Raw genomic sequence first — 17,910 nt, 5'->3', positions numbered from 1 at the left:
CAAAAAGGGTTAATTCATGGCGATTGTCTGACTGTTACAGGCAAAACACTCGCCGAAAATTTAGCAGATGCTACTGATTTAGACTTCAATACACAGGATGTTATTCTGCCCTACGAAAACCCTGTTAAAAGAACTGGCCATTTACAAATGCTATATGGAAACCTTGCCCCATTGGGCTCAGTAGCAAAAATTAGCGGCAAAGAAGGGGAATCATTTATTGGTCCCGCAAAAGTATTTGATGGAGAATTCGAATTAATTCATGGTATCAGCAGTGGCAAAGTAAAAGCTGGCGACGTTGTCGTAATCCGCAATGTTGGTCCCAGAGGCGCTCCAGGAATGCCTGAGATGTTAAAACCTACCTCCGCCATATTCGGTGCTGGCTTAGGATCATCTGTTGCACTGATTACTGATGGCCGCTTCTCTGGTGGAACACATGGCTTTGTGGTTGGTCACATAACCCCTGAAGCATTTGAAGGCGGCAATATTGGCTTAGTTCAAGATGGCGATACCATAGAAATTAGTGCCATCAATAATTCAATTAATGTAATAATCTCGGATGAGGAAATGACCCTAAGAAGGGAACGTTGGCAGCAACCGGAGCCTCCAGTAAAAAATGGAGTTTTATTCAAATATTTTAAACTGGTGAAAAACGCTTCCGAGGGTTGTGTAACAGACGAAGATTAAAAATTAGCAAATGAGAGTTTAATCATTCGCTCTATTAATAAAAATAAAGAAATTATTATGGAAACCGTGCAGCCGATTTTAAGTAAAACTAAACAAGCAGAGACTAAGGAAGTCTCGGGCTCTGTAGCTTTACTTGAAGCCTTAATTGCAGAAGGCACAAATGTAATTTTCGGATATCCTGGAGGCGCAATTATGCCAATCTATGATGCTATATACGATTACAAAGAGAAATTAAACCATATTCTGGTAAGACATGAACAAGGCGGAATTCATGCGGGTCAGGGTTTCGCAAGAACATCCGGAAAAGTTGGTGTGGTGTTCGCAACTAGCGGTCCTGGCGCAACAAATTTAGTTACAGGTCTTGCAGATGCCATGATTGACAGTACTCCTTTGGTTTGTATCACGGGACAGGTATTTGCTCACCTTTTGGGAACGGATGCTTTCCAAGAAACTGATGTCATTAACATCACAACTCCAGTTACTAAATGGAATTATCAAGTTACAGATGCTAATGAAATTCCAGAAGCAATCAGTAAAGCGTTTTATATCGCAAGAAGCGGCAGACCAGGTCCGGTATTAATTGATATCACCAAAAATGCGCAGCTACAAAAATTTAATTATAGTGGATATACTCCTTGCAATCACATTCGTAGCTACCGCCCGAAGCCATTAATTAGAAAGGAATACATCCAGCGGGCGGCCGAATTAATCAACCAAGCAAAGAAACCATTCATTATTTGGGGCCAAGGGGTTATTTTGGGGGAAGCGGAGAAAGAGTTCAAAGCTTTAGTAGAAAAAAGTGGTATTCCCGCTGCATGGACCATTCTTGGTGCAGGAGCTATTCCTACAAGCCATCCCTTAAACGTTGGAATGTTGGGAATGCATGGAAATTATGGGCCAAATGTGCTAACTAATGAATGTGATGTACTTATTGCCATTGGTATGCGATTTGACGATCGCGTAACCGGTCGCTTAGATAAATATGCAAAACAGGCAAAAATTATTCATTTAGATATCGATCCTTCTGAAATTGATAAAAATGTGCAAACAACTGTACCAGTTTGGGGCGATTGTAAGGAAACTATTCCGGCCTTAATAGAGCTAATACAGCAAAAAGAGCATACCGCATGGTTGCAGAAATTTAGAGATTTCGACAAAAAAGAATTTGATGCAGTAATCCAAAATGAGCTTCATCCAACAAGTGGTGAACTCACCATGGGGGAAGTGATTCATCAACTAAATGAATTAACAAAAGGTGAAGCAATAATTGTTACAGATGTTGGTCAGCACCAAATGGTGGCCTGCAGGTATGCTAAATTAAATAATAGCAGGAGTAATGTAACGAGTGGCGGATTAGGAACCATGGGCTTTGCACTTCCTGCAGCAATTGGAGCAAAGTTTGGCGCATTACAAAAAACAGTTGTTGCCGTGATTGGCGATGGCGGCTTTCAAATGACGCTGCAGGAACTTGGCACAATCATGCAAAGTGGCGTTGATGTAAAAATCGTGATTTTAAACAACCGTTTTTTAGGGATGGTAAGGCAATGGCAAGAGCTTTTTAATGAGAATCGCTATTCTTTCGTTGATATACAAAGTCCTGATTTTGTGGCCGTTGCAGCAGCCTACGGTATTAAAGGCAGAAATATTTCTGAACGTGCAAATCTTGGTCCAGCCTTGAAAGAAATGCTGGATAACAAGGGTTCATTCCTTTTGGAGGTAATGGTTATGAAAGAAAATAATGTATTTCCAATGGTTCCACAGGGATGTAGCGTTAGTGAAATCAGATTGAAATAATAAATGTTCATCAGCAATAGATAAGAAAACATGAGCAATCAAAACGAGATAGAAAAATCTTCTGGGAGACAGGAATATAATATCACAGTGTACACCGAAAACCAAATCGGGCTCCTAAATAGGATCGCTATTATTTTCACTAGACGCAAAATAAATATTCATAGCCTTAATACCTCCCCCTCTGAAATTGAAAGTATTCATCGATTTAACATTGTAGTGCAAGAGACGGAAGATGTGGTAAAAAAGCTCTCCAGGCAAATAGAAAAGCAAGTTGAAGTATTAAAAGTATACTTTAATACTAACGACGAGGTGATTTGGCAAGAGCTCGCCCTCTATAAAGTACCTACAGATATCATTGCAGAGAAGGCCAGCGTAGAACGCTTATTACGAGAAAACGGTGCACGAGCAGTTGTCATTCGAAAAGACTACACCGTTTTTGAGACTACCGGACACCGAGAAGAAACAGATGCATTAATCAAAATTCTACAACCTTTTGGCCTAATAGAATTTGTGCGTAGTGCGAGGGTAGCAATCATTAAACATAGCGATGGCTTCAACCGCAAACTACGTGAGTTCGAAAAGGCGGAACCTGGCGAAGAAACAGCTGAAAATGAATTTCTTAACAATGGGCAGAAGATCTTCACGATGTAGATCCAAAAACAGACAATATTATTTATATCACTCATTAAAAAATAAAATCAAAAACAAAACAATATGGCAAAGATCGATTTCGGTGGGGTTGTAGAAGAGGTAGTAACCCGCGAAGAATTTCCTTTAGACAAAGCACGTGAAGTTCTTAAAAATGAAACTATAGCAATTATCGGCTATGGAGTTCAAGGTCCCGGGCAAGCGTTAAACCTGCGCGACAATGGCATCAATGTAATTATCGGACAGCGTAAAGAATCTAAAACATGGGACAAGGCTATCGCAGATGGCTGGGTTCCTGGTGTAACGCTATTTGAAATTGAAGAAGCTGCTGAAAAAGGAACGATTATTCAATACCTTTTATCAGATGCAGGACAAATTGCACTTTGGCCAACCATTAAGAAATATTTAAGTCCGGGGAAAGCATTATACTTCTCTCATGGATTTGGTATCACTTATAAAGAGCAAACAGGAATTATTCCACCAGCAGATGTAGATGTTATTTTAGTTGCTCCTAAAGGTTCAGGTACTTCATTGCGCCGTCTATTCCTAGCTGGCAAAGGCTTGAATTCTTCATTTGCTATCCACCAGGATGCAACGGGAAAAGGAAGAGACCGGGCAATTGCCTTAGGTATTGGTGTTGGTTCTGGATACTTATTTGAGACTGATTTCCGTAAGGAAGTTTTCTCTGACCTTACCGGTGAGCGTGGAACTTTGATGGGTGCTATTGCTGGAATATTCGAAGCACAATACAATACTTTACGTAGAAATGGCCATTCACCATCCGAAGCATTTAATGAAACTGTTGAAGAGCTTACACAAAGCTTAATGCCCTTAGTTGCTGAAAATGGTATGGATTGGATGTATGCTAATTGTTCAACAACAGCACAACGTGGAGCCTTAGACTGGAAAGGACGTTTCCGTGATGCAACTCAACCAGTTTTTGATGAGTTGTATGACAGTGTAGCATCTGGAAAGGAAGCAGAAAGAACCATAAAATTAAATAGCCAACCAGATTACCGTGTAAAACTTGAAGCGGAGTTAAAGATTTTGCGCGACAGCGAAATTTGGCAGGCAGGTCAGGCAGTAAGAAGCTTACGCCCAGAAAATCAGCCTGAAAAATAAGTTTTTGAAATTTAAGCTCGCGAAATTTTCCTGAGCTTAAATTTCATTTTTCTCTTCAAAAAATTAAATGCTTCAAACCACTATTAAACGCTCTTTAGGGTAGAAAATTAAATTTTAAAAAAGAATTAATTTACCATTGGAGAATCAAAAAGCGGAAATGCTTTATAATTTATAAATATGTTACACGATCCCAACCGCATCTATATTTTTGATACCACACTAAGAGATGGCGAGCAAGTTCCAGGCTGTCAGCTCTCTACGGTTGAGAAAATTGAAATTGCCAAATCTCTTGAGATCCTTGGCGTAGATGTAATTGAAGCAGGATTCCCAATCTCAAGTCCCGGTGATTTTCAAAGCGTGCTTGAGCTTTCCAAAGCGGTACGTGAACCTATCATCTGTGCACTAACCCGAGCCAATAAAGGCGATATTGATTGTGCTGCCGAAGCCCTAAAGTTCGCAAAAAGACCACGTATTCACACAGGTATTGGCGCATCCGACAATCACATAAAATATAAATTCAATAGCAATCGAGAGGCAATTTTAGAGCGAGCTGTTGAAGCGGTTAAATACGCAAAAAGTTTTGTGGAGGATATTGAGTTTTATGCTGAAGATGCGGGCAGAGCTGATAATGAATATTTAGCAAAAATGGTGGAGGCAGTTATCGAAGCAGGTGCAACGGTAGTTAATATTCCCGACACCAATGGGTATTGTCTTCCAGAACAATACGGTGAAAAAATTCGTTTTTTGAAAGAAAACGTCAAAAATATTGATCAAGCAATAATTTCTGTGCACTGCCATAACGACCTCGGACTAGCGACTGCGAACAGTATTTCTGGCATTCAGAATGGTGCACGACAGGTAGAATGCACCATCAATGGAATCGGTGAGCGCGCTGGAAATACTGCATTAGAAGAAATTGTAATGATCCTCAAAACCCACCATAGTTTAAATTTTACACATAAAATAAACAGTAAACATTTATTTGAATTAAGTGGAATGGTAAGCCGCATGATGCGCATGCCAGTCCAAGCAAATAAGGCAATTGTCGGTAAAAATGCATTTGCACATAGCTCAGGCATTCACCAAGATGGCGTTTTAAAAAACAGAGAAACTTATGAAATTATAAACCCTGAGGATGTAGGAATTAATCAATCTGAGATTATCCTAACCGCCCGCAGTGGACGCCATGCCTTAAATCACCACCTAGAACGTTTAGGTTATACAATCGAGCGTATTGACCTTGATCAGGTTTACGAACGTTTTTTAACCCTTGCAGATGGCAAAAAAGAAATAAAAGACGATGATATTTTGTTCTTAATGGGACATGAAACGGAAAACAATTATAAAAACGGACTTGCTATAAAAGCGCTTAAAGTAGTTTGCGGCGACCATGATGGTCCCGAAGCCACTGTAATATTAAATTATAAAGGAAAAGATAGTGAAGCAAGGGCCAAAGGAAATGGACCTGTAGATGCTACAATCAAAGCAATTGAACAAATTATTGGTAAAAGCTTTAACATCAAAGAATTTAACATCCATGCAATGCATAGTGGTAGTGATGATGTTAGCAAGGTTGATATGCGCGTTTCCAGTGAGGGAAAATCCTATAAAGGTTACGGTTTTAGCACCGATATCGTTCGTGCTTCTGCCAATGCCTATATAGATGCATTGAACAAATTTGTGTAAAATAACTCAGTACTAAATACTAAGTACTACATACTAAATACTAAAAAAAATGAGCAAAACATTGTTTGACAAAGTGTGGGATTCTCACGTAATTCGTAAGATTGAAGGTGGTCCAGATGTGTTATTTATCGACAGACATCTGATTCATGAAGTGACTAGTCCGGTGGCTTTCCTCGGACTAAAAAGTAGAGGTATTAAGGTATTGTATCCTGAGCGAACCTTCGCAACAGCTGATCATAATACTCCTACTATAAATCAGCATTTGCCAGTTCAAGACCCACTCTCTGCAAATCAATTGAAGGCTTTAGAATCGAATTCAAATGAATACGGTATAAGTTATTGGGGTCTAGGTCATCAAAAAAACGGGATTGTTCATGTTGTGGGACCAGAATATGGCATCACACAACCAGGAGCAACCATTGTTTGTGGTGATTCTCATACGTCAACCCATGGTGCATTTGGCGCCATTGCATTTGGAATTGGAACTTCTGAAGTTGAGATGGTTCTGGCCACTCAGTGTATCATGCAGGAAAAGCCAAAAAAAATGAGGATCAATATCAATGGGCAACTTGGCAAAGGCGTAACGCCTAAAGATGTTGCTCTATTTATCATTTCTCAGCTTTCAACATCGGGAGCAACAGGCTATTTTGTTGAATATGCCGGCGAAATTTTCGAAAATATGACCATGGAAGGACGTATGACAGTTTGCAACCTTAGTATTGAAATGGGTGCCAGAGGCGGAATGATTGCTCCTGACGAAACGACCATAAATTATGTTCAAGGACGTGAATTTAGTCCGAAGGATGAAGCATGGGATAAAGCACTAACCTATTACAGATCCTTAAAAACTGAGTCTGACGCTATTTTCGATATTGAGTATAGTTACGATGGCAATTCTATCGAACCAATGATTACTTACGGAACTAATCCGGGTATGGGCATGGGAATTTCAAAATCTATTCCAAACGCTATTGAGGTTGAAGGTGGTGTAGCATCGTATACAAAATCATTGAACTACATGGGCTTTAATGAAGGTGAGTCGATGATGGGCAAAAAAGTAGACTACGTATTTATCGGTAGTTGCACGAATGGCCGAATCGAAGATTTCAGAGCATTTACATCCATTGTGAAAGGAAAGAAAAAAGCAGATCACATAACCGCTTGGCTTGTTCCTGGATCACATATTGTGGAGGCACAGATTAAAGAAGAAGGATTACTTGACATTTTAAATAAGGCAGGATTTACCTTACGCCAGCCAGGTTGTTCGGCATGTCTTGCCATGAATGATGATAAAATTCCAGCAGGAAAATACGCGGTAAGCACATCTAATAGGAACTTTGAAGGGCGCCAAGGACCGGGGTCAAGAACCCTCCTTGCTAGCCCCCTTGTTGCCGCAGCAGCTGCAATTACAGGAGTAGTAACAGATCCAAGAACACTTATTTAATATTAGGCGTTTACACAAAAAGAAAATAAAATGGCTTACGATAAATTCAACATACTTAAAAGTACTGCGGTTCCATTGGCAATAGAAAACGTAGATACCGACCAAATAATACCAGCACGTTTTTTAAAGGCTACGGAGCGTGTAGGCTTTGGCGACAACCTTTTCCGCGACTGGAGATATAATACAGACGATACACCCAAAAGCGAATTTGTGCTGAACAATCCTATTTATAGCGGCAAAATACTTGTTGGTGGAAAGAATTTTGGATCTGGATCATCAAGAGAACATGCAGCATGGGCGGTATATGATTATGGCTTCAGATGCGTTATTTCTAGCTTTTTTGCTGACATCTTCAAAAACAATTGCTTAAACATTGGTGTTTTACCCGTTCAGGTTAGTTCCGAATTTGCAGAAAAAATCTTCCGTGCAATCGAAGCAGATCCGAAAACTGAATTAGAAGTAAATCTACTAGATCAGAGCATCAGCATTTTATCTACTTGCGAAAAAGAAACATTTGAAATTAGCGCCTACAAGAAAGATAATATGATAAATGGCTTTGACGACATTGATTATCTGCAAAATATCAAAAGTGAAATAGAACAATTTGCCACAAAACTTCCTTTATAATTTAGGGTCTCAATGGAAAAAAGGAAAATAGAAATAATGGATACAACACTCCGTGATGGTGAACAAACATCAGGAGTTTCCTTCTCAATTTCAGAAAAGCAGACCATTACACAACTGCTACTTGAAGAACTTAGAGTTGACCGCGTAGAGATTGCCTCTGCACGGGTATCAGAAGGAGAATTTGCATCCGTTAAGGCTATTATGGATTGGGCTAATTTCCATGGTTACACCAATAGAATTGAGGTTCTATCATTTGTTGATTATGGTGTATCCATCGAATGGATGGCCAATACTGGTGTGAAGGTTCAAAACTTATTGACAAAAGGTTCATTAAACCACCTCACCCATCAACTTAAAAAGAGTCCAGAGCAACATTTTTCCGAAATTGGGACCATTATTGAGCAAGCACAAAAACTTGGCATTTCAAGTAATATTTATCTCGAAGACTGGAGTAATGGTATGCGGAACTCTCCAGATTATGTTTATCAATACCTCCACTTCTTATCGAGCCAGCCTATAAAAAGAGTGATGTTGCCCGATACCTTAGGTATTTTAACCCCCACTGAAACGTTTAAGTACATTTCGGAGATCAAATTGAGATATCCTGAAATGCACATAGATTTTCATGCTCATAACGACTATGATTTGGCAAATGCTAATATCTTGGAGGCGATTAGGGCGGGTGCCGACGGTTTACACTTAACAGTGAATGGAATGGGTGAAAGAGCTGGAAATGCCTCAATTGCCAGTGCGGTGGCTGCGCTCAATGATTTCATGCCAGAGCTAGATAATAATATTAATGAGGAAGCTATTTATACAGTAAGTAAGCTCGTTGAGACATTTTCTGGCATCAGAATCCCTGCAAATAGGCCCATTATCGGCGAGAATGTATTTACACAAACTGCAGGTATCCACGCAGATGGAGATAATAAGAAGAACCTCTATTTTAATGATCTTCTACCGGAACGATTTGGCAGAAAACGAAGCTATGCACTAGGAAAAACATCCGGCAAGGCTAATATTGAGAAAAATTTGCAGGAACTCGGCTTAAAACTAAGTGATGAGGATGTAAAAAAGGTTACCCAGCGCGTTATCGAACTTGGAGACATGAAAGAAACGGTTACCAAGGAAGATTTACCCTACATCATTTCGGATGTACTCAATAGTAATACAAGTATAGATAAAGTGGTAATAGAATCTTATGTCTTAACCCATTCTAAAGGTTTGAGACCCTCCGCTACGATATCCGTAAGAATAGATGGTGAACTTTTTGAAGCCAATGCGCAAGGCGACGGTCAATTTGATGCCTTTATGAAAGCACTGGCAAAGGTTTATGCTAAAAAAGATTTATGCCTACCGAAACTGATTGATTACGCAGTTCGAATTGCTCCCGGGAGTAATTCTGATGCCCTCTGTGAAACCATTATTACTTGGGAAGCCCCAAATAAAAAATTCATAACTAGAGGTCTGGATTCAGACCAAACTGTTTGTGCCATTAAATCGACACAGAAAATGCTTAATATTATTTAAAAAGAATTATCAGTTAGCTGTTGTCAGTTATCAGACATGCGACCACTGATTTGGAAGATTGTAAAAGGAGCAAGGAATAAGGAGAAAAGAGTAAGGACAAAATTTGAGTAAATTATTTGATTGTACACCCAGCAAGACTGTTTTGGAGAAAAGAACGAGGATCAAAAAGAACCAAATTATAAAGAATAACATGTTTTTAAAGAATTATAGATTTCGTATAACTGAAAACCGATAACTGATAACTGATAAAAAAATGAATTTAAATATAGCCCTATTAGCTGGAGATGGAATTGGTCCGGAGGTAATTGACCAGGCAGTAAAAGTATGTAATGCAATTGCTGTAAAATTTAGTCATCAAATTAACTGGACTTCTGCATTAACAGGAGCCTGTGCCATAGATGCCTGTGGTGAGCCCTACCCTGATTCAACTCATGAGGTATGTATGGCTGCAGATGCTATTCTTTTTGGAGCTATTGGTCATCCAAAATATGATAATGACCCGAAAGCAGCTGTAAGGCCAGAGCAAGGTCTCTTAAAAATGCGTAAAAAACTGGGCTTGTTTGCCAATGTTCGTCCAACATTTACTTTTCCATCTTTAATAGATAACTCCCCTTTAAAAAGAGAGCGAATTGAAGGAACTGACCTCATCATTCTACGTGAATTAACTGGAGGTATCTATTTTGGTGAACGCGGAAGAAAAGACAATGGTAATACCGCTTTTGATACGTGTACTTATACACGAGATGAAATTACCCGTCTGGCAAAATTAGGTTTTGAAATGGCAATGAACAGAAGTAAGAGACTTTGCTGTGTGGATAAAGCCAATGTTCTTGAGAGCTCACGTTTATGGAGAGAAACCGTGCAAGACATGGAAAAAGACTACCCTGAAGTGACTGTCAGTTATGAATTTGTGGATGCTGTAGCTATGCGATTAGTGCAATGGCCAAATACGTATGATGTAATGATTACTGAAAATCTTTTTGGTGATATTTTAACGGATGAGGCATCTGTAATTTCAGGCTCAATGGGATTAATGCCATCCGCATCGATAGGGCTTCATACCTCATTATTTGAGCCAATACACGGATCTTATCCTCAGGCTGCCGGTAAAAATATCGCAAATCCTTTGGCTACTGTCCTATCAGCTGCTATGATGTTTGAAGATGCATTTGGATTAAAAGAAGAAGCTGAGTTAATTCGCCAAGTAGTTAATAAATCCTTAGCTGAAGGTATTGTAACTGAAGATATTTCAGGTAATAATCAGGCTTACAAAACTACTGAAGTTGGCGATTGGTTAGCAAAGAATATTTAATGAATATTTCAGATATTAAGGTTGACATTATTGTAAAAAGGGTCAGCCTTAATATTCTATATAGTTATTAATTACAACCTGTACCTTTTGTTCTTTTCCATAAATTCCCGGTTTAGGATTCATAGCAATGAGCTGAACGCCATCTCTTTCCAAAAGCAGATCTTCATAAAATCCCTTAAAGAAAATATCTTTAATCAAATAGCCCTTACTACCCCAGCTACTTTTTAGCTGCACCCATTCGGGATAAATCATCACATTTTCTTTTTTTGTTCTTATACCCATTTTATGAGCTTCTTCTGCAGATAAAACAAAGGCATTGGCTAGCAATTTGCCCGTATAAATGAATGCTGGTGCTAAATATATTTTATCCGGCTTACCCGATTCTATCAATTTTCCATCTTTTAAAATAACCATCTGGTTGGCAAGGGTTAGTCCATCAACAGGATCATGTGATACAAGGATAACAGTAATCCCCATTTCTTTATTTAACCTTTTTAAATCGGCACGGAATTGGGTTTTTAATAAGGCATCAAGCTGACTAAATGGTTCATCAAGCAGTAAAACTTCCGGTTCCGTGATAATAGCTCTTGCCAATGCAACGCGCTGTTGCTCACCACCACTTAATTCAACAACTTTTTTGTTAGCCAAATGATCAATTCTTAGAAAATTCATCATTTTTTGCGCCTTCTCCTTCTTCGACTTCAAGTCTTCATTCGAAAGCATACTTTCTATGTTTTCATAGACTCTCGCATAAATATTGAGATTGAAGTCCTGATTGAGCATTTTCATGGAATCATGGCCTGGAATTAATTTATCAATCGGACCATTTAGAGGGTCACCTTTGAATAAAAGCCCACCCGAATCAGGAAGTAGAAGTCCATAGATAAGTTTCAGCAAAGTACTCTTCCCACTACCACTCTCACCAACAATGGCAATAAAATCACCCTTCTGAATAGTTAGATTGATTGAATGAACACCTGCTGAAGAGTTTTCAGCATAGTGCTTACTTACATTTTCGAGAGAAATAATAGGCTGCAACATGGTTTCAAATATAAAAAAACCCGCCTTAGCATGATAGCGAAGGCGGGACTTTTAAGATAATTTTACAATCCTAATGTAATTCCGAAAGATAAGTTCTTAAAATCTGAAGGCCCTTGACCTTCTGCGAAAACATCATTGCCATAATATTTAACATAAATACCTGTTCCACCATAGCCCAATCTAGCAACAGCTCCATATCTAAATGGGTTTAGATTATAGTCATCCTTAAACTTTTCTTTACCATTCTCTTTACTAATTTGTTTCACTTTCCCGTTCAACAGAAATCCAACTTCCGGTCCAAAAACAAAATGCATATGATTGCCTTTTTTATAGGCATTGGATCGGAATTGAAAGGCCAAAGGAATACGCAGATACTGACTTGAGAAACGATTCTTCTTATATTCAACACTTTCAGTAACATAGGTTAATGTTGGTTTTGATTTTTGAATGGTGATATTTTGCTTTAAACGCATATGATTCCAATCAAGCCCAGCACCAGTATAAATTTTAAAATATTTATTAAATCGATAGCCCATTTGTAAAAAATCAAAGCCGAAATTAGTACTCTTTGCTGTTTCACGCTCAAGAAAAGAATTCTCAGGGCTTAATGTAAAGCTCCCTTTATCCAAGTAGGTACTTATCCCGAAATCAAAACGAGTTGCTGTAAAATGGAGTTTAAATTTATCCTTTGCCTTAAGTGGCACTGCAATAGTATCACTTCTAGAGTCAGTTGAACCAAGTCTAATCACGATACTTTTTTTGTTATCACTAGTGGTATCACGAGTTACTACAATAACCGTATCCTTTTTTTGCTGTGCATTAACTCCTGCCATAAACATAGACAGGGCACTAAAAATTAATATTCTTTTCATTTCTACAGATTTTATTTTCTACTTTTAATTAATAACACTCCTAAATTTATTCCCGAAACTTCAGTACCCTCATCGCTTTCAGTAAACTCGATCAGTTTATTTTCACGTTTATCTACTTGCGCAATTACAAAATTTACCAAGCCTCCTATCCCTTTAACTTTCTTGTTTCTGGCACTTGAACGATCATCTTCAAAAAAACTACTTGCTTGTTTGCTAATTGAGGTTAACAGAACCGGCTGACTTATGGCGGGTGTCGATTGATCACCAGAAAACCTTGACGGAACCGCTATCGTTTGCTTTGACTGACCCAAGATTGGCTTTGTGGCAGTATTGGACGCAATTATTAGTGTAGCTTGTTCTTCTTCGGGCTTGATTTCAGGCAGTACAAGGAGAGGTTGATTCACTAATTTCGGATCCATTTTTAACGATTCATCCACTGAGAATTCAACGATAGCCGCAGCGATTGAAACTTGCTTCACTTCTGCTAAAGCTGGCTGTTTAACATCTTCAATAACAGGCAATTGTGCAAGCTCTAGACTATTTTTATTAAGCATTGCAGGACTCTTCTGAAGATGCATTTCTTGGTCTGGTTTTGTAAACCACAATCCTGCAGAAAGCACCACAATCACACTAGCTGCAGCCATCCAAAAGATTGAAAATGATTTTCTCCCTGGTTTTCTATTGTCCAATCCCTTGGAGATTTTTTCCCAAACCTGAGTTGAAGGCTCCACTTGAAGATCTTCAAAACGCTGCTGGAATAATTTATCCAATTCTTTATCCGATATGGGATGCATAATCTAAGCCCTCCATTTTAATAATTTTTCCTTTTAATATTGCCCTTGCCCTTGATAACTGAGACTTCGAAGCACCCTCACTTATCCCGAGTTCGGCAGCTATTTCCTTGTGTGAGAATCCCTCAATCACATACATATTAAATACAAGTCGGTAGCCATTTGATAATTGCTGCACCAGCTTTAGTAAATCCTTTAACTCTAATCCACTCATATCAAAGGTAGTTTGAGGCTGATCGTAAACCTCATCAATATCCACAATATTTAAGTTTCTCAAGTTTTTACGGTACGATTCAATGGCGGTATTTACCATAATCCTCCTAATCCAACCCTCAAACGACCCATCCCCTCTGAAATCAGCAATTTTCTGAAAAACTTTTACAAAACCCATTTGCAATACATCTTCTGCCTCATTCGTATCTTTTGCATAACGCATACAAACACCCATCATCCGGGAAGAAAGAGTCTTATACAGACTTTCCTGAGCTTTTCGATCACCCTTTTTGCATCCTTCAAGCAAACTATCTATCGTGTACGTATAAGCCAAATTCATATTCTTTAAAGGTAAGATGCTAAACTTGGAAAAACAGTTGCATGCACAGAAAAAAAATGGAATAAATACTTAAGAAATGGTAAAAGTTTAGTTAAATTAGTGTAATTCTATTCTTTGTGGTGAAACACATCGTTTTACCTTAGCAAAACTCTTAATTCATGGCATTTGTAGATTACTATCAAATTTTAGGTATTGGCAAGAATGCTACCGAAAAGGAAATTAAAAACGCATACCGCAAACAAGCAAGGAAATACCATCCCGATGTAAATCCAAACGACCAAAATGCACAGAAGAAGTTTCAGGAAGTAAATGAGGCCAACGAGGTATTGAGCGACCCTATTAAAAGAAAAAAATACGATCAGTTCGGCAAGGACTGGAAGCATGCTGGACAGTATGAGTCGGCGGGACCACGCAACTCAGGAAGCGGACGTACTTCAGGAAGGCAACAAGGCTATTCAGGGGATTTCGGGGAAAGCGACTTCTCAGATTTTTTCAGTTCTATGTTTGGTGGTTCGGCAAGGCAGGCTAATTTAAAGGGGCAAGACTTTAATGCAGAGCTCCGCCTAAATTTAAGAGATGTTTATACCACACAACAAAGAACCATTACTGTAAATGGGAAAAACATCCGACTAACGATTCCGGCAGGTGTTGAAAACGGACAAATTATTAAAATCAAGGGGCATGGAGCTGCTGGGAGAAACGGTGGCCCCAATGGTGATCTTTTTCTCACCTTCTTAATTAATGAAGACCCTGAATTTAAACGTAAAGGTAATGACCTATATAAAAACAATGAAATAGATTTGTACACCGCCATTCTGGGTGATGAAATTCAAATTGACACCCTTAGCGGAAAGGTAAAACTTAAGGTAAAACCAGGTACGCAAAATGGAACAAAAGTGAAATTAAAAGGAAAAGGTTTTCCAGTTTATAAAAATGAAAGCCTGTTTGGCGATTTGTACATTAGCTATAGCGTAAAAATACCAAGCGATTTGACAGAAAAGGAAAAGGAGTTGTTTAGCGAATTGAAGAATACGCAGAAATAAATCGGGACTTACAAGGGAAATAAGCTAATTTACTATATGGCAGAGAATCAGAATAATTCTATTAACGGTAAGGAATTTAGAAGACAAAAACCAAATTGTCGAAACGCTAATGTGTCACATTAAGCTTTAAATTCCCACCAAGTCCTTGTCTTATAATGCGCATTAAAGTCGAAAGTCTAATATCACTCGCATTATTCTCGATTCTTGAAATATAGGTTTTAGTAGTCCCACATTTTTGCGCAAGTTGTTCCTGGGTCAAACCCTGCTCTTTACGGAGTTCTTGAATCATAGCTCCTAATTTAAAAGCTTCAAATTCTTCTTCATATTGATCTCTATCAGCTGTTCCAAGTTTACCATACTGAAAATCCAAATGCTCGGAAAAGGAAGTCAGTTTCTTATTTAATGTTTTGTTTTTCATCGAAATATTGTTTTTTAAGTTTTTCTGCCAATTCCAATTGATTTTTAGGAGTCTTTTGTGTCTTTTTTTGAAATCCATTAAGCAGGATGATCAAATTTCCCTTATCAAAAAAACTAAATACTCTAAAAATATCTGAACCAACTTCAACACGTATTTCAAAAATCCCTGTTGAATTAGACATATGGTCAAAATATTTTTTAGGAATTTTCTCTACAGTTGCAATCAACTGTAAAGTCCAGTTAAATTTCTTTTTTACCTCGGGACGTAAACCTTCGAAAAACTCTAAATAATAATTTTCGTAATAAAAAATATCTCTCAAAAAGCCTTTTCCCATTAACAAATAAAATTTAACTCATGACCGCAAAGTTAGCTAATTAGATAACAATATTTACACTATTTTTCGCTCTCTTCTCAGGCATTATTATAAAAGCTTATAAACTATATGTATTTGGATACAATTTGAAAGGAAATAAAATGGAAGAAAAAAATTGAGATATCTTTCTAATGAATAAAACTAATTCTCAACCAATTTCATTAACTCAAAGCATAATTTATCGATATTGCCAGTTTTCGGATTAAACCCTGAAACATTAGATAAAATTATCACACCGTTTTTCTTTTCTACGTCTAAAACGATTGATGAAGAATATCCACCAGTTCCTCCATTATGCCAAATCCAATTAAAATCATTATCAGTTTTTAAAATATGCCAACCTAAACCAATTTTCATCTTATCGTTAATGATGAAAGTTGGATCTCTAGTTAATTCCAATTCCTTGTTGCTTTTATCAAACTGCGCTTGAGCAAATTTTACTAAATCTTCGGTGTTTGATAGTATACCGCCTCCCCCAAAAAGAACATCAAATTCCCAGTTACTTAGCTCTTCACCTTTACTATCTAAACCTTTTACAATTTTATTTTCAATACCCTTAACACTTGAGTAAGAATTTTTCATTTTATATTTACTGAAAATTCTTTTTTCTAATAAATCAGTAAAATTTACTTTTTGGGAAAGTCCTAATGTATGACCCAATAACCCAGCTCCTAAATTTGAATAACCATATTTTTTTTCTGTACTGTTTTCCATTTCTAAGAGCTTGTCCAAATATTCATGCAACTCCTTCTCTCCATAATTTTTATAAGGATTGAGCTCATTTGACAAATCTAAATTTTTGGGCAATCGTGGTAATCCAGAGGTATGATTAGCTAAGTCTTCAAAATTTATTTTTGTATTATTATTGAATGCAAATGGGTAATAATCATTTACATAATTATTTAATCGCAAATCTTTATCAATAACTAATGAAGCTAAAACTGTTGCAGTGAAAACTTTTGTAATTGAGCCAATTTCAAAAATTCTATTTTGGTTTTCAATTGATTTAATGGTGTCATTTTCGATAATTATTCCATAATAATTAACATTGCCGTTTTTCAAAGTAGCTATTGATAATTGAGTTTTATCAGGGAAATCCTTTGTTTTGGAGTGAATACTCTTGGCCACATCAACTGGAAAGTCTAACAAATCATTTATCAATTTTGATTTATCGTCTTCAATAAAAGGTTTAATATTGAGCCCGTTTATCAAACTATTTTCATCAATTGAAATATTAACCGCCAGAATTGATTTTTCAAAATATGTTTTATAAACCGCAAAAAAAGAATTTTCAAGTTTTATAAAATTTCCATCTTTTATATTTCCGGCTTGCAATTTAAGTCCGCCAAAAAACTCCTTTGCTTTACCTAAGGGCAAAGCCCTTTGCATTTCAATAGAAAAGCTATTAAAAATATTTTCAAAATTACCTGCGTTATAATTTTCTTTAAAACCCGCGAACACCTTATTTTGTCTATCGTTTTGTGAAAACACTAGGTTTGACATAAGTGTTAACATGAATATGATGATCGTCTTTTTCATGAATATATTAGTTATTTTATTTGGCAGAAGAATAGACTAAAATTTTACCTATCCACCTTAGGCTTTAAAAGCTTAAATGATTGCCTGTAAACTAGGAATGAGGAGTTAGAAAACTCAATCTTTCTACTCCCTGCCGGACGGCCTAAATCCATATAAGGTTCAAATCTAAAATCGAGGTAAAGATTAGGAATTAACTGCTTTTGGTAGGAATAGCGAAGCATGATTAACTTTCTATTTTTTTCTGTGAATCCAACATGATTGATGTGCTGAGAAACACTTTGATACAGCGGCATTCCATTGCTAGAAATAAAAGACATCCCATTCCAGTATGTTCCCATTAAAGATCCATGATGGGTATCAATTCCAGCATTTAGAAACCAACCACGCCCTTTGCTAAAAGGCTGAATACGGGTAAAGGAAAAATCATTGAATC

The 17,910-nt window shown here is 37.5% G+C and carries 18 protein-coding genes; 10 read left to right on the top strand and 8 right to left on the bottom strand.

Annotated features, from left to right (window positions below):
* The 9 genes from ACILQF_RS03400 to leuB form a co-directional block, all read left to right on the top strand.
* Positions 1-684 (top strand): dihydroxy-acid dehydratase (locus ACILQF_RS03400; RefSeq protein ID WP_395626011.1); only part of this gene is annotated, 684 nt, incomplete at its 5' end.
* A 57-nt stretch (positions 685-741) separates the two neighbouring features.
* Positions 742-2,478, top strand: coding sequence for a biosynthetic-type acetolactate synthase large subunit (gene ilvB, locus ACILQF_RS03395; protein ID WP_395626010.1), 1,737 nt, complete (start codon positions 742-744; stop codon positions 2,476-2,478).
* A gap of 30 nt (positions 2,479-2,508) precedes the next feature.
* Positions 2,509-3,129, top strand: coding sequence for an acetolactate synthase small subunit (gene ilvN, locus ACILQF_RS03390; protein ID WP_395626009.1), 621 nt, complete (start codon positions 2,509-2,511; stop codon positions 3,127-3,129).
* Positions 3,130-3,192: 63 nt separating this feature from the next.
* Positions 3,193-4,248 (top strand): ketol-acid reductoisomerase, encoded by a 1,056-nt coding sequence (ilvC, locus tag ACILQF_RS03385; protein ID WP_395626008.1) that lies wholly within the window; start codon positions 3,193-3,195, stop codon positions 4,246-4,248.
* Positions 4,249-4,425: 177 nt separating this feature from the next.
* Positions 4,426-5,934: a 2-isopropylmalate synthase gene (locus tag ACILQF_RS03380; RefSeq protein ID WP_395626007.1), complete on the top strand. Its 1,509-nt coding sequence runs from the start codon at positions 4,426-4,428 to the stop codon at positions 5,932-5,934.
* A 49-nt stretch (positions 5,935-5,983) separates the two neighbouring features.
* Positions 5,984-7,378 carry a 3-isopropylmalate dehydratase large subunit gene (gene leuC / locus ACILQF_RS03375; protein WP_395626006.1) on the top strand — a complete coding sequence of 465 codons (1,395 nt, stop codon included), beginning with the start codon at positions 5,984-5,986 and terminating at the stop codon, positions 7,376-7,378.
* 30 nt (positions 7,379-7,408) lie between these two features.
* Positions 7,409-8,005, top strand: coding sequence for a 3-isopropylmalate dehydratase small subunit (leuD, locus tag ACILQF_RS03370; RefSeq protein WP_395626005.1), 597 nt, complete (start codon positions 7,409-7,411; stop codon positions 8,003-8,005).
* A gap of 12 nt (positions 8,006-8,017) precedes the next feature.
* Positions 8,018-9,535: an alpha-isopropylmalate synthase regulatory domain-containing protein gene (locus ACILQF_RS03365; RefSeq protein WP_395626004.1), complete on the top strand. Its 1,518-nt coding sequence runs from the start codon at positions 8,018-8,020 to the stop codon at positions 9,533-9,535.
* Between the two features lie 253 nt (positions 9,536-9,788).
* The gene (gene leuB / locus ACILQF_RS03360) at positions 9,789-10,847 is read left to right on the top strand and encodes a 3-isopropylmalate dehydrogenase (RefSeq protein WP_395626003.1); all 1,059 of its coding nucleotides are present in this window, start codon (positions 9,789-9,791) and stop codon (positions 10,845-10,847) included.
* A gap of 48 nt (positions 10,848-10,895) precedes the next feature.
* On the opposite strand, the gene ACILQF_RS03355 is transcribed toward leuB, so the two are convergent.
* From ACILQF_RS03355 to ACILQF_RS03340, 4 genes are all read right to left on the bottom strand, one after another.
* Positions 10,896-11,888, bottom strand: a complete 993-nt coding sequence (locus tag ACILQF_RS03355) for an ABC transporter ATP-binding protein (protein ID WP_395626002.1) — start codon at positions 11,886-11,888, stop codon at positions 10,896-10,898.
* A 62-nt stretch (positions 11,889-11,950) separates the two neighbouring features.
* A complete protein-coding gene (locus ACILQF_RS03350; protein WP_395626001.1) occupies positions 11,951-12,760 on the bottom strand; it encodes an outer membrane beta-barrel protein in 810 nt (269 codons plus the stop codon).
* An 11-nt stretch (positions 12,761-12,771) separates the two neighbouring features.
* Positions 12,772-13,554: a hypothetical protein gene (locus tag ACILQF_RS03345; RefSeq protein WP_395626000.1), complete on the bottom strand. Its 783-nt coding sequence runs from the start codon at positions 13,552-13,554 to the stop codon at positions 12,772-12,774.
* Positions 13,535-14,104, bottom strand: coding sequence for an RNA polymerase sigma factor (locus ACILQF_RS03340; protein WP_395625999.1), 570 nt, complete (start codon positions 14,102-14,104; stop codon positions 13,535-13,537). The genes ACILQF_RS03345 and ACILQF_RS03340 overlap by 20 nt, the downstream gene beginning before the upstream one ends.
* Positions 14,105-14,262: 158 nt before the next feature.
* Between ACILQF_RS03340 and ACILQF_RS03335 the strand changes: the two genes are divergently transcribed.
* Positions 14,263-15,147 carry a DnaJ C-terminal domain-containing protein gene (locus tag ACILQF_RS03335; protein ID WP_395625998.1) on the top strand — a complete coding sequence of 295 codons (885 nt, stop codon included), beginning with the start codon at positions 14,263-14,265 and terminating at the stop codon, positions 15,145-15,147.
* Between the two features lie 106 nt (positions 15,148-15,253).
* Here the strand turns inward: ACILQF_RS03335 and ACILQF_RS03330 are convergent, their stop codons facing one another.
* The 4 genes from ACILQF_RS03330 to ACILQF_RS03315 form a co-directional block, all read right to left on the bottom strand.
* Positions 15,254-15,565 carry a helix-turn-helix domain-containing protein gene (locus ACILQF_RS03330; protein WP_395625997.1) on the bottom strand — a complete coding sequence of 104 codons (312 nt, stop codon included), beginning with the start codon at positions 15,563-15,565 and terminating at the stop codon, positions 15,254-15,256.
* Complete coding sequence (locus tag ACILQF_RS03325) at positions 15,543-15,899, bottom strand: type II toxin-antitoxin system RelE/ParE family toxin (protein WP_395625996.1); 357 nt, start codon at positions 15,897-15,899, stop codon at positions 15,543-15,545. The genes ACILQF_RS03330 and ACILQF_RS03325 overlap by 23 nt, the downstream gene beginning before the upstream one ends.
* 180 nt (positions 15,900-16,079) lie before the next feature.
* Positions 16,080-17,441, bottom strand: coding sequence for a serine hydrolase (locus tag ACILQF_RS03320; RefSeq protein WP_395626012.1), 1,362 nt, complete (start codon positions 17,439-17,441; stop codon positions 16,080-16,082).
* A gap of 80 nt (positions 17,442-17,521) precedes the next feature.
* Positions 17,522-17,910 (bottom strand): hypothetical protein (locus ACILQF_RS03315; protein WP_395625995.1); only part of this gene is annotated, 389 nt, incomplete at its 5' end.

The organism is Daejeonella sp., assembly GCF_044232565.1.
Taxonomy (GTDB): Bacteria; Bacteroidota; Bacteroidia; order Sphingobacteriales; family Sphingobacteriaceae; genus Daejeonella.
The sequence above is the reverse complement of the archived record's forward strand: the minus strand, read 5'-3'. Positions and strand labels throughout refer to the sequence as shown.